Below are 12,608 nucleotides of genomic sequence, written 5' to 3'. Positions count from 1 at the left end.
ATTTCGAGGGCCGGACGTAGCGGTCCGTTTCGCTATTCCAAGTGGGGCGCGAGGACGCTTTCGATCCATTTCATGAAGGCGCGGACTCGGCGCGACAGGTTGCGCCGATGTGCGACTACCAGAGAGACGTCGAGCGGCTTGTGCTGGAAATCGGGCAGAAGCTCTATCAATGCGCCGCTCTCCAAGTAGCGGCCGATCGCCAGCAGCGGTGCCTGAATCAAGCCAAGGCCGGCGATGCCAGCGGCTTCATAGGTCTGTACGCTGTTGACGTGCAGCGTACCGCGTAACTGTAGCCGCGCGTAGCCGTCACCGTGCGGATACTCCCATCCATAGGGCTTGGCGCCGAGCGTCCTGGCGAAATGAATTGCCCGATGTTCCTGCAGTTGCAGATCTTCCAGCGAGCGGGGGACGCCATGGCGCGCCAGATAAGCAGGACTGGCGGCGTTAACCATGCGTAACTTGCCCAGCGGGCGGGCGATCAGCGTCTCGTCCCCGATGGGACCAAGTCGCAATACGCAATCAAACCCCTCTTGAACCAGATCAACCTGGCGATCCGTACTCGACATCTCCAACTCCAACTCGGGATAGTTCGCCATGAAGTCCGGCAAGGCTGGCACGATAGTGATGCGGGCCAGCTCGCTCGGCAAATCAACCCGCAAGCGCCCGCGAAGCGCCACCCGATCGCTTGCGAACATTGAATGCAGATCATCAACTTCAGCAAGCAGATCGCGTGCACGTGCATGAAATACCCGTCCGTCTTCTGTCAACTGCACACGACGAGTGGTCCGGTGCAAAAGCCTGACCCCGATATCTTCTTCCAGCTTTCGGACCGCCGTTGAGGCCCTTCCTTTCTGAATGCCCAGGCTATCGGCGGCATGGGTGAAGCTCCCCATTTCCGCTACGGTTATGAAAATGAGGATGGGTTCGAGATTTTGCATTGTCGTGCCTCAGTATGGCATTGATGGTTATAGAGAGAACAATGAGTTTGTTTTATCGGTGTTTATTGCTGCCAAGGGACACAGTATGCTCCAAATATTGATATTCCCCATCGGAGAAATGAAATGGCTGAAACTATGAACCAGCATCGGATGCCTGAAACCTTGACGTTGCGTCGCAGGCTTTGGGCTGGCCGGATAATGAGCGCGTTAGTCGTTATCGCTCTGCTGGCGGACGGCGCGATTCAGCTTTTCGCCCCGGCACAGATCGCCGGCATGTTGCATGAAACCGGGTTCCCGCTGGAACTAACCCGTGTCGTCGGTCCGCTCCTGCTTGCCTCCGCCATCCTTTACGCCGTCCCGGCGACCGCTTTTCTCGGCGCCATCCTGTTGACAGGCTTTTTGGGAGGCGCCATCTGCGCCCATGTCCGCATTGGTGAGTTAGGGTCTCCGCCGGAAATCATTTCCCTGCTTCTGGGCGCGATGACCTGGGGCGGCCTCTATGCGCGCGATCCCCGTATTCGGGCCATTCTGCCCCTCATCCGTTGAATCAAAAAGGACGGTGTTGTGTCCTTCAAGACCGGAAGAGAACGTATATTTTTTAACAACCAGGGCAGTATTCTGTCCCTCAACATCAGGAGAAGACGCATGTTTTTAGTCATGGGAATCACGGGTAACGTGGGCGGCGCGACGGCAAGGCATTTGCTTGCACAAGGCAAGAAGGTGCGCGCGCTGGTCCGCGACCGCGAGAAGGCACTTAGCTGGGCGAACCAGGGGGTGGAACTGGTTGACGGCGACTGGAACGATGCGGCAGCCATCGAGCGAGCGCTCAAAGGCGTCGAAGGTGCGTTTGTCATGTTGCCACCCGTCTGGGCGCCGTCACCCGACTACAAGGAAGCAAAGGGCGTGATTGCAAATTATGTCGCGGCGCTCACCAAGGTAGCGCCGCCGCGAGTGGTTGCGCTTTCGTCAATGGGTGCGAACAGAACCACCGGACACGGGGTGATCACGGCCTTGTCGCTTCTGGAGCAGGGTTTGGGCGACCTGATATCGCCAGTCGCATTGGTGCGCGCAGGCGGATTCTTCGAGAATTTTCTTTTCGGCTTGCAGGCCGCGAAGGGCGGAACGCTACCGGTCTTCTACCATCCGACAAACCGGAAATCGACCATGGTCGCGACGAACGACATCGGCGCGGAGTTCGCAGCCCTGTTGACCGGACCAGCGTGGTCAGGGCAGCGCATCGTCGAGATTGGTTCGATGGTCACTGCTGATGAAGTCGCGGAGCAATTGGGCGAAGTCCTGAATCTCGACGTGAAAGCCTTTGCAATCCCGCGTGCCGGGTGGGCGCAAGCGTTAGAGCAATTCGGCATTCCGAAAGGCCACAGCGGACCTGCCGAAGAAATGTACGAGGCCGTTAATGCGGGATGGATGGACCTCGGAGCCGAGGGGACGGAGCACATAGCGGGTACAACGTCCGCGCGCGACGTCTTCGTGGCGGCGCAGAGGGCCGTGACGACCTGAACCTCGACGTTCACGCTACTGAAGTGCTTTCATCGCAGGCCTCAATCCCGTTCGGGCACAGGCACGTTGAAGCCGTTGAGCGTGACCGACACCAGTGCGTACAGGCCGACCAGGTAGATCAGCTCATTGGCACCGTGCTGGCCAAAGGTGCTGACCGCCAGACGGTACAGGGGTTCGGGCAGCGTGCCGCCGCGGCTCAGCGCATACGCCATGTCATAGGCCACGCTTTCTTCCTTGCTCAGGTCGCCGGGCTTGACGTCCGCCATCAGCGTGGCCAGGCGTTCGGCCGACATGCCTTCGCGCTCGGCCACGGCGATGTGGGCGTAGATTTCGTAGGCCGCGTTGTAGCTGGCGCCCATCACCAGGATGGCGATCTGTCGCGCGTTGTCGGGCAGCGTGGCGTTGGCGGTCATCGCCAGCGTCAAGTCCCAGATCGCCTTGCCGATGCCGGGCTCGTGCAGCCACGGGTTCCATGGGCCCATCAAGGCGCCGTCCTCGCGCACGGCGATGAAGTCGTTGAAGTTGCTGGTGATGCCCTTGCGCATATTGTCGTACAGCGGCTTTTGTTCGGGCGTCAGGTCTTGCGGGGCGATCAGAGGCAGGCGCATGGAGATTCCTTCGTTGGTTAAACAGTCAACCGCCAAGATATGCGTCTATCTCCGCGTACTCTGTACGCCATCACACCTTACGGCTCCTGACACAAATTGACAGGCGTTTCGGCTACGCTGATGTTTTCCGAAATAGGAGGCCATCATGAAACGTTCCATCACCATCCTCACTGAAGACTTTTCCGATTGGGAAACCGCGCTGATCAATTCAGCCGCGCGCGCTTACTACGGCTTCGACACGCGCTTCGCCAGCCCCGGTGGCAATCCGGTCACCTCGTCCGGCGGGATGAAGGTGACACCGCAGCTGGCGATCGACGCCATTCAGCTCGACGGGCTAGACCTGCTGATCGTCTGTGGCGGCACCATCTGGCAGACCGACCGGGCGCCCGAGATCAGCGCGCTGCTGGCCGCTGCCCACAGCCGCAACATAGTCGTCGCCGGCATCTGCGACGGCACCCGCGCGTTGGCGCGGGCCGGTGTGCTCGATCATGTCCGCCATACGTCCAACTCGGCGCTGAATCTGTCGCAACTCAATTATGCCGGCGCCGCCCACTACCAGAACGTGCCCTATGCCGTTGCCGATCAACGCGTGGTCACGGCGCCCGGCAGCGCGCCGGTCAGCTTCATGGCGGAAATCTTGCGCACCATGGGCATCGGCGACGACAATCTGAAGGCCTATCTGGCGATGCATGCGGCCGAGCACAGCCGGGGCGGCTGATTCAGGCGTGCACCAGCGCGCCACGCAGCGCTTCCCGTTCCGCCGCGGACGGCTGGTACAGATAGTTGAATTTGCCGGCCACCAGGGTCGCCACCGGCAGGCCGTCGCGGAACAGCAGGCGGTTGCCGGCCAGCGCGGGAACTTTGTCGCCGGGCAGCAGCGTGCCGCACAGGTTGAGCGGATCGATGCCGGAGACGCATACCAGGCCGCCGTCGTGCTGGCGGCGGCGCACGTCGCGCAGCAGCGGAATGGCTTCGGGCAGGGCGAACTGCTCGCCCGACAGGCCGGCGATGAAGCGGCCGCCGCGTATCTCGCCGCGCGCTTCGAGGCGGTGGTAGACCGGCAGCAGCTCGCGCCACGACGGCATCCATGCGGCCTCGCGCTCCAGCAGGCGCCAGAACATCACGCCGTAGCGGCGCAGCAGCGTCATGGCGATGTGCTCCAGCGTGCCGGGATCGGTGCGTGGCTTGCGGGCCGGCGGCGCGGCGCGGGTGGCGACGGCTATGTCGCCGGCCGACGCGGGCTCTTTGATCGCGGCGGCGATGTCGCTGACCCGCTCGCGGATCGTGACGCCGTCGCCGCGCCGCACCAGCGCCCAGCGTCCGGCTTCCTCCATCGACGGCGCCGCGCCGGCGCCACGGTGGCGGCGCTTGTCGTTGCTGGCGCGCTTGTTCGCCGGCAGCAGCATGGCGCGCAGGCCGGCGTAGCTGTCGGCGTTGACCAAACCGGTCGCCACCAGTTCGCCCAGCGTGTTTTCCAGCTCCACCGGCAGCAGGCGGGCGTCCTGCACCAGTTCATCGAAGAACATGGCGCCGTCACGCCGTAGCGCGGCCAGCACGCGCGCGGCGCGCGGCGAAATCTCGATCTCGGCGGCCACCGCCGGCAGCGCATGCCACAGGGCCAGCTGGCGGCGCGGCAGCAGCACCAGCGGCGTGTTGCGCACCGGCCCTCCGGCGGCGCTGGACGGCGCGCCGATGCGGGTCCACACCAGCTTGCCGTTGCGGCACAGGTCATCGAGCCAGGTTTTCGAATAGTCCTGCATGCGCAGCGACAGCAGATCGCTTTCCCACGCGCCGGCGCCGGCCTCGTAGCCTTCCAGCTGGGCCAGCAGCAGCGGCAGCGATTCCTCGCCTTGCAGTTGGGTGTCGGGCGACAGGTGCTGCCAGTCGAACAGGAAGCGCATGAAGTCCTGGCGCTCCACCGGTTCGATCTCGCGCCGCAGGCTCTTGATGGTGTAACGGTGGATGCGCGCCAGCAGGTGCCGTTCGCACCATTGCTCCGTCGTGGCGCCGGGCGAGAAGCGGCCGCGCATCACATAGCCTTCGCCTTCCAGTTGCGTGAGGGCGATGGTGGCGGCGCTGGCCGTGAGACCGAGCGCGCCGGCGATGGCGGCCACCGTCTGCGGGCCGAAGCCGCTTAGCCGCGCGCGCAGGATTTCAACCAAGGCTGCATCGGCGGTCCAACCGCCATCGGCGTCGAGGCCAGCATCGGCGGGGGCGGTCAGCGGCGGCGTGGCGTGCGCCTGCGGATAGGCGGCCTGCACGCAGGCCAGGCGTTCCAGCGCCACCCAGAAGTCGATGCCGCCTGCTGCCACGGTATCGCCGCGCAGGCGCGTCGCCCGTCCGCCGGCCGCCAGCGCCTCCAGCCAGCCGCTCCAGCCGTCGTTGGAGGCCGCCTCCGCCTGCGTGATGCAGGCCAGCGACATCAGGGCCTCGTGCATCTCGTCGGCGTTGCGCACGGTGGGCCAGGCTTCTTCCGCCACGCTGGCGATGGCGCCGGCGTCGAGCGCGCCCAGGTCGTCGGTGGAGGCGGGATCGGTCCAGCGCCTGTTGATGACGGCCTGCGTGCGGCGCTCCTCCAGCGGCGCGTCGTCGAGGAAGGCGTAGGGGCGGGCGTTGAGGATCTCCATCGCCAGCGGCGAGGGCGCCGGCAGGTCGCGCGCGAACAAGCGCACTTCGCCCGCTTCCATGCGGCGCAACAGGGCCAGCCAGCCTTCGCAGTCCATGGCCTCGTGCAGGCAGTCGTCCAGGGTCTGGTCGACCAGCGGATGGCTGGGCAGCTCGCGTTCGCCGACGATGTTTTCCAGGCACGCCGCCTGGTCGGGGAAGACGGAGGCCAGCAGGTCATCACTCTTCATGCGCTGTAGTTGCGGCGCCACTTTGCGGCCGCCGGCGTAGCGCGGCAGGGCCAGCGCGGTGGTGGCGTTCCAGCGCCACCGCACGTTGAACAGCGGCGCGTCCAGCAACGCCTGGATCAGTATGTGCTCGGCGCTGGCCGAGCGCAGGTAGCGCCACACCTCGTCCAGCGGGAAGCTGTGCGCGGTCGACAGCGACAGCACGATGGCGTCCTCGGTGGCCGCCGCCTGCAGTTCGAAGTTGAAGCTGCGGCAGAAGCGCTTGCGCAGCGCCAGTCCCCAGGCGCGGTTGATGCGGCTGCCGTAGGGCGAGTGCAGCACCAGCTGCATGCCGCCCGATTCATCGAAGAAGCGCTCCATCACCAGCGTGTCGCGGGTGGGCAGGGCGCCCAGCGCGGCGCGCGAACGGGCCAGGTATTCGACGATCTGGCGCGCGGCGTCGTCGGCCAGGCCGAGATGCTCGAACAGCCAGTCGACGGTGCGCTCAATGGCGGCCGTGCCGTCCGGGGCGGCCGCCAACTGGCGTTCGATCTCGCCGCGCAGGCGCGCCACGCCCATCGAAAGTTCGTCGCTGCGGCCGGGCGCCTCGCCCAGCCAGAAGGGGATGTTGGGCGCCGCGCCGTGCGCATCCTCCACCCGCACCTTGCCCGCTTCGATACGTTGGATGCGGTAGGACGTGTTCCCAAGCTGGAAGACATCGCCGGCCAGGCTCTCGACGGCGAAGTCCTCGTGCACCGTGCCGACCATCTGGCCCTGCGGTTCCAGCACCACCGTGTAGTCGGCGTTGTCCGGTATGGTGCCGCCGGAGGTGACGGCGGTCAGCTTGCCGCCGCGCCGGCCGCGCAGCGCGCCGGCCACCGTGTCGCGGTGCAGGTAGGCGCCGCGCACGCCGTTGCGGCCAGTGTAACCCTCGGACAGCATGCGGATCACTGCGTCGTAGCCCCCGCGCTCCAGCTGCGCGTAGGGCGAGGCGCGCCGCACCATGTCGAACAGCTCGTCCTCGCGCCATTCGCGGCAGGCCACTTCGGCGACGATCTGCTGCGCCAGCACGTCCAGCGGCGCGGATGGAATATGCAGCAAGTCCAGCTCATCGCGGCGCACGCAGTCCAGCAGCGCCGCGCATTCGATCAGGTCATCGCGCGAGGTGGGGAACAGGCGGCCCTTGGGCAGGCCGCCCACCTGGTGGCCCGAACGGCCCACGCGTTGCAGCAGTGAGGCGATATTCCTCGGTGAGCCGATCTGGCACACCAGGTCGACGTCGCCGATGTCGATGCCCAGCTCCAGCGAGGCGGTGGCGATCAGCACGCGCAACTCGCCGCGCTTGAGGCGCTGTTCGGCGTCGAGCCGGTATTCCTTGGCCAGGCTGCCGTGGTGCGCCGCCACCAGTTGCGCGCCGAGCCGTTCGCCCAGGTGGCGCGCCATGCGCTCGGCCATGCGCCGCGTGTTGACGAACACCAGCGTGGTCTTGTGCAGCACCACCAGCTCGGCCAGGCGGTCGTAGACGCGCTCCCACACCTCGTTGGCCATCACCGCCTCCAGCGGCACCGGCGGCAGCTCCAGGCCCAGGTCGCGCGCGCGCACGTGGCCGACGTCGACCACCGCGCAATCGCCGCCGGCGCCAACCAGGAACTGCGCCACCAGCGACAGCGGCTTCTGCGTGGCCGACAAGCCCACCCGCACCGGCGGCCGCGCGCACAAGGCGTCGAGCCGCTCCAGGCTCAGGGCCAGGTGGCTGCCACGCTTGCTGCCGGCCACCGCGTGGATCTCATCGACGATCACCGTGCGCACGGTCGACAGCATGGCGCGGCCGCTGTCGGAACCCAGCAGCACGTACAGCGACTCCGGCGTCGACACCAGGATGTGCGGCGCGCGGCGGCGCATGGCGTTGCGTTCGGTCTGGGTGGTGTCGCCGGTGCGCACGGCGCTGCGGATGCCGTGGTCGGCCAAGCCCATCGTGGCCAGTTCGCGGCTGATGCCTTCCAGCGGCGCCAGCAAATTGAGGCGGATATCGTTGGACAGCGCCTTCAGCGGCGACACGTACAGCACCCGTAACTCGTCGGGCAGCGGCGCGCCGGCGCTTTCCGCCACCAGCGCGTCGATGGCGGCCAAGAAGGCGGTCAGCGTCTTGCCCGAGCCGGTGGGGGCGGCGATCAGCGTCGGCCGCCCGCCCTGGATCAGCGGCCAGGCGCGTCGCTGCGCCTCCGTTGCCGAAGCAAAGGCCGAGCGAAACCATGCCGCCACGGCGGGGTGGAATTTTTGCCACAGATCGGCGGCGGTGGGCGGTTTGCGCATGCCGCTATAGTTGGGGATGTCGCGTTGGAAGTCAATCGGCAGCGGCCGGGCATGGTATAAAGACCTGTTCACATTCTGGATGGGTGACCCATGTCGATCAGGGATGCGTTGGCGGCGCTGCTGCTGTGGAGTTGCGCGGCGCTGGCTGTGGCGGCGCAGGTGGCGGGCGTCGTGGTGCAGGCCAGCGGCTCGATGACGGCGCGTTCGCCGTCCGGTGCGGTCAAGCCGCTCAAGGCGCAATCGGAAGTGGAAAGCGGCGATGCGCTGGCCACCGCGGCCGGCGCCTGGGCGCTGGTGCGCTTCATCGACAACAGCGAGTTGACCTTGAAGCCCGGTACCACCGTCGTCGTCGACCAATTTACTTTCGACGGCGACAGGCCTGAAGGCGATCGCGCGGCCTTCACGCTGGTCAAAGGCGGGTTGCGTTCGCTGACCGGCATCCTCGGCAAGCGTAACAAGGACAAGTTCGCGATGAAGACGCCCAGCGCCACCATCGGCATACGCGGCACCACCTTCTTCCTCGAATACCTGACCGGCGAGGGCGATGCCGAGCCGTCGCCGGGGCTGGAGCCGGGCTTGCATGTGCACGTCAGCGCCGGAGGCATTTCCATCGTCAACGAAGCAGGCCAGTTCCAGTATGACCCCGGCCAGTTCGGCTACATCAAGAACACCGGCACCCGGCCGGTGAAGATGTTCGCCAACCCGGGCATGCAGTTCGCGCCGCCGGCCTCGTTTGGCGAGGCCGACACGCTCAAGCCTTAAATATCGGCGACCTGCACCACCACCTTGCCGCGCGCCTTGCCTTCGGTCAGCGCGGTGTGGGCGGCGGCGACGCTGGCAGCGTCCAGCGTATAGACACCGGCATCCAGCGTCACTTTTAATTTGCCGGCGGCGACCAGCGCGCCGGCTTCCTTCATGATCGCACCGTGATTGGCGCGGCCTTTGCCGGACAACAGCGGCAGCAACGTGAATACGCCAGAGTAGGTCGCGGCGCGGAACGACAGCGGCGCCAGCGCATGCGTGCCCCAGCCCAGGCAGCTCACCACATGGCCGCCGTACTGTTGCACGGCGCGGAAGGAGGCGTCCAGCGTGGCGCCGCCCACCGTGTCGTAGACCACGTCGTAGCCTTCGCCGTCGGTGTGCTGCTGGACGTATTGTTCGACGCTGGTGCTCTGGTAGTCGATGAAGGTCGCACCCATTTTCTCGATCATCTCGCGCTGGTCGGCGCTGCCGGTGGCGTAGACCTGCGCGCCGCGCGCCTTGGCCAACTGCACCGCCATGTGGCCAACGCCGCCGGCGCCGCCATGCACCAGCACTTTCATACCCTCGCCGACGCGGGCGCGGTCGACCAGGCCTTCCCATGCCGTGATGAAGATCAGCGGCAGGGCGGCCGCCTCGCGCATGCTCAGCTGCGGCGGCATATGCGCCAGCAGCCCGGCATCCACCGCCGCGTACTGCGCCAGCGAGCCTTGTACCTTGCCTATGCCGCCCGTCATGCCGAAGACGCGGTCGCCGGCGGCGAAGCCTTCCACGTCGTCGCCGACGCTGTCGACGATGCCGGCGATGTCGATGCCCAGCACGGCGGGCAACTGAACCTGGGCGTGGTCGGCCTTGCCGGCGGCGATCTTGGTGTCGAGCGGGTTGACGCCGCTGGCGATCACGCGCACCAGCACCTGGCCGGCGGCCGCCACTGGGCGGGCGATCTGCTGGTCCAAAAGGGGCGTATCGAAGGCGTTCAGTACGACGGCTTGCATGGTGTTCATGGTGGAGCTCCTTGGTGATGGGTTGATGGAGCTATTCTGCGGCCGGGCGACGGCGGGAAAAAGTGGGCTGCGCCGCATTCAGTATCCCGGAATCGTGGATAATCAGCCCAGAACAAGGAGAAAACGTGGACCGTCTGGATGCCCTCAAGGTTTTTTGCGCCGTCGTCGATGCCGGAGGCTTCAGCCGGGCGGCCGCCAAGCTGGGGATTTCGACGTCTTCGGTGACCCACCAGATCGGCGTGCTGGAGACGCATTTCGGCGTCAAGCTGCTGAACCGCACCACGCGCAGCATGTCATTGACCGACGAGGGCCGCCGCTGCGTCGAGCAGGCGCGCCGGCTGCTGGAGGAGATGGAGGAGCTGGAGAGCAGCATGAGCGACGCCCACCAGACGCCGCGCGGCAGCCTGCGGGTCGACATGCCGGGCATCCTGGCGCGCCAGTTCGTGGCGCCGGCGCTGCCGGGCTTCCTGGCCGCGTATCCCGAGCTGAGTGTGCGCCTGACCGCCAACGACCGCCTGATCGACATGGTGGACGAGGGCGTGGACGTGATGCTGCGCATCGGCGAACTGCCCGATTCCGGCCTGGTGGCGCGCAGCGTCTTCAAGAACCACTACATCTGCTGCGCCTCGCCAGCGTTCATCGCGCGCCACGGCCTGCCACAGCATCCCGATGACCTGAACGACATCCCCTGCCTGAATTTCGTCTATCCCAAGGCCCGCCAGCTGCGGCCGTGGGTCTTCCAGCAGGATGGCCAGCCTTTCACCACCACGCCACGCGGTGCGGTGGCGATGGATCATGTGGAAGCGCTGATCGAGATGGCGATCGGCGGCGGGGGCGTGGTGCAGCACCTGTCGGTGTCGCTGATCGAGCCGCTGCGCAGCGGCGCGCTGGTGCCGTTGCTGGCGCAATGGCAGGCGCCGGGGCCGGATGTGTCGGTGCTGTATCCGCAGCGCCACCAGCGCGCCGCCCGCGTCAAGGTGTTCGTCGATTTTGTCGACGCCCTGTTCAGGAACGCCACGGTCGGTGTCCGGCGCGTGTAGTCGCCTTCGCAAGATGATCGGCGATACAAGACATTTGGTGATGTAATGCTATTTGAATTGGTATTTAATTATCCCAATCCGTGGTTTTTCGATAGATTTTTTGGTGTTGTACTCTAATGCATCGACAGTTGCTTTGCGGCAGTATAAAGTACCTACATCCGTATCAGTACTTCGGAACGGCACCCCAGCCATGTGCCACGCGCGCTAGCCGCGAACTTCCCACCTTGTTGAGCATGATCGCCCGTCCTTGCGGCCGGCGTCCGCGTCTTCGCGCGTCCTGAACACGGTGCACTTGGCAGAATACGCCGTATGTAACGAAAGACAGGAACCACGAATGACGTTTGATTTTTCACCGCAGCGCGCCGCCCTGGCGTCGCTGGCCTTTACCTTGACGATGCTGGCCTGCGCCGTGGCGCAAGCCGACGACGGCGCCGCCGCGCCGCGCTGGACTTTCGGCGGCTACGGTACGCTGGGTTTTGTACACAGTAACGACAGCCAGTCCGACTTCACCGGCAACGTCCTCAATCCCGGCAACGCCGGCGCCAGCCACGAATGGAGCGCCACGGTGGACAGCCGCGTGGGCATGCAACTGGGCCTGAACCTGGACAGCCACTGGTCGGCGGTGCTGCAATTGGTGTCCGAGCGCACGCTGCAAAGCGGCTATGCACCGATGGTCGAATGGGCCAACGTCAAGTACCAGGCCACGCCGGACCTGAGCCTGCGTGTGGGACGCATCGCGCTGCCGCTGTTCCTGGCCGGCGATTATCGCAAGGCCGGCTATGCCCTGCCATGGGTGCGGCCGCCGGTCGAGGTGTACGGCGCCATCCCGATCAGCAACAGCGACGGCGTCGACGCCAGCTACCGCTGGAGCGCGGCCGGCATCAACAACGTCACCCAGTTCTTCTTCGGCCACACCGATGTCACCGTTACGCCGCAGGCGCATGCCGAGGCGCGCGCGATGACGGGCCTGTCCAACACCACCACCAGCGGCGCGCTGACCGTGCGCGCCAGCGCGATGAGCACCGAGCTGACACTCAAGCTGGCGCGCGAGCTGTTCGCCGGCTTGAACCAGTTCGGGCCGCAGGGCGTGGCGCTGGCGGCCCGCTACGATGTCGACGCCAAGCGGGCCGACGTGGTCTCGCTGGGCGCCAGCTACGATCCGGGCGCCTGGTTCCTGATGGGCGAAGTGGGGCGCATGAACGCCCGCTCCTACCTGGGCGACAAGACCGCCGCCTATGTCAGCGGCGGCTATCGCTACGGCGACCTGACGCCTTACCTCTCCTACGCCGTGTCGCGCGCCAATATGCCGACCCGCATCGCAGGCCTGGACTTGCGCGGCCTGCCGCCGCAACTGGCCGGCGCCGGCGCCCAGTTGAACGCTGGCCTGAACCAGATGCTCGACACGATACCGCAGCAGCGCAGCATCACCGCCGGCATCCGCTGGGACCTGCGCGCCAACTACGCGGTCAAGCTGCAGTACGACCGCCTGACGCCGCAGCAAGGCTCGAACGGCACCTTCATCAATGTGCAGCCAGGCTTCCAGTCCGGCCACCCGATCAGCGTGATGAGCGCGTCGGTCGATTTTGTGTTCTGACGG

At 66.0% G+C, this 12,608-nt stretch carries 10 protein-coding genes; 6 read left to right on the top strand and 4 right to left on the bottom strand.

Features of this window, described 5'->3' with window-relative positions:
- Positions 1-32: 32 nt before the first annotated feature.
- Positions 33-938: a LysR family transcriptional regulator gene (locus KVP70_RS17210; RefSeq protein WP_217943427.1), complete on the bottom strand. Its 906-nt coding sequence runs from the start codon at positions 936-938 to the stop codon at positions 33-35.
- A 123-nt stretch (positions 939-1,061) separates the two neighbouring features.
- On the opposite strand from KVP70_RS17210, the gene KVP70_RS17205 reads away from it, so the two are divergent.
- On the top strand, positions 1,062-1,484 hold the full coding sequence (locus KVP70_RS17205; protein WP_217943426.1) for a DoxX family protein: 423 nt from the start codon (positions 1,062-1,064) through the stop codon (positions 1,482-1,484).
- A gap of 18 nt (positions 1,485-1,502) precedes the next feature.
- Entirely contained in the window at positions 1,503-2,456 is a 954-nt protein-coding gene (locus KVP70_RS17200) for an NmrA family NAD(P)-binding protein (RefSeq protein ID WP_262311767.1), read from the top strand.
- 41 nt (positions 2,457-2,497) lie between these two features.
- On the opposite strand, the gene KVP70_RS17195 is transcribed toward KVP70_RS17200, so the two are convergent.
- Complete coding sequence (locus KVP70_RS17195; protein ID WP_217943425.1) at positions 2,498-3,064, bottom strand: carboxymuconolactone decarboxylase family protein; 567 nt, start codon at positions 3,062-3,064, stop codon at positions 2,498-2,500.
- Positions 3,065-3,209: 145 nt separating this feature from the next.
- On the opposite strand from KVP70_RS17195, the gene KVP70_RS17190 reads away from it, so the two are divergent.
- Positions 3,210-3,782, top strand: a complete 573-nt coding sequence (locus KVP70_RS17190) for a type 1 glutamine amidotransferase family protein (RefSeq protein ID WP_217943424.1) — start codon at positions 3,210-3,212, stop codon at positions 3,780-3,782.
- A gap of 1 nt (position 3,783) precedes the next feature.
- Here KVP70_RS17190 and KVP70_RS17185 read toward each other — a convergent pair whose 3' ends face one another.
- Complete coding sequence (locus KVP70_RS17185) at positions 3,784-8,208, bottom strand: Lhr family helicase (RefSeq protein ID WP_217943423.1); 4,425 nt, start codon at positions 8,206-8,208, stop codon at positions 3,784-3,786.
- 90 nt (positions 8,209-8,298) lie between these two features.
- On the opposite strand from KVP70_RS17185, the gene KVP70_RS17180 reads away from it, so the two are divergent.
- Positions 8,299-8,970 carry a FecR family protein gene (locus KVP70_RS17180; RefSeq protein ID WP_217943422.1) on the top strand — a complete coding sequence of 224 codons (672 nt, stop codon included), beginning with the start codon at positions 8,299-8,301 and terminating at the stop codon, positions 8,968-8,970.
- On the opposite strand, the gene KVP70_RS17175 is transcribed toward KVP70_RS17180, so the two are convergent.
- The gene (locus KVP70_RS17175; RefSeq protein WP_217943421.1) at positions 8,967-9,971 is read right to left on the bottom strand and encodes a zinc-dependent alcohol dehydrogenase family protein; all 1,005 of its coding nucleotides are present in this window, start codon (positions 9,969-9,971) and stop codon (positions 8,967-8,969) included. The two genes, KVP70_RS17180 and KVP70_RS17175, sit on opposite strands and share 4 nt — an antisense overlap.
- A 125-nt stretch (positions 9,972-10,096) precedes the next feature.
- Here KVP70_RS17175 and KVP70_RS17170 point away from each other — a divergent pair, with 125 nt between their 5' ends.
- A complete protein-coding gene (locus tag KVP70_RS17170) occupies positions 10,097-11,011 on the top strand; it encodes a LysR family transcriptional regulator (RefSeq protein ID WP_217943420.1) in 915 nt (304 codons plus the stop codon).
- 334 nt (positions 11,012-11,345) lie between these two features.
- Entirely contained in the window at positions 11,346-12,605 is a 1,260-nt protein-coding gene (locus tag KVP70_RS17165) for a porin (protein ID WP_217943419.1), read from the top strand.
- Positions 12,606-12,608 lie beyond the last annotated feature (3 nt).

The organism is Duganella violaceipulchra, assembly GCF_019166075.1.
Taxonomy (GTDB): Bacteria; Pseudomonadota; Gammaproteobacteria; order Burkholderiales; family Burkholderiaceae_D; genus Rugamonas; species Rugamonas violaceipulchra.
The sequence above is the reverse complement of the archived record's forward strand: the minus strand, read 5'-3'. Positions and strand labels throughout refer to the sequence as shown.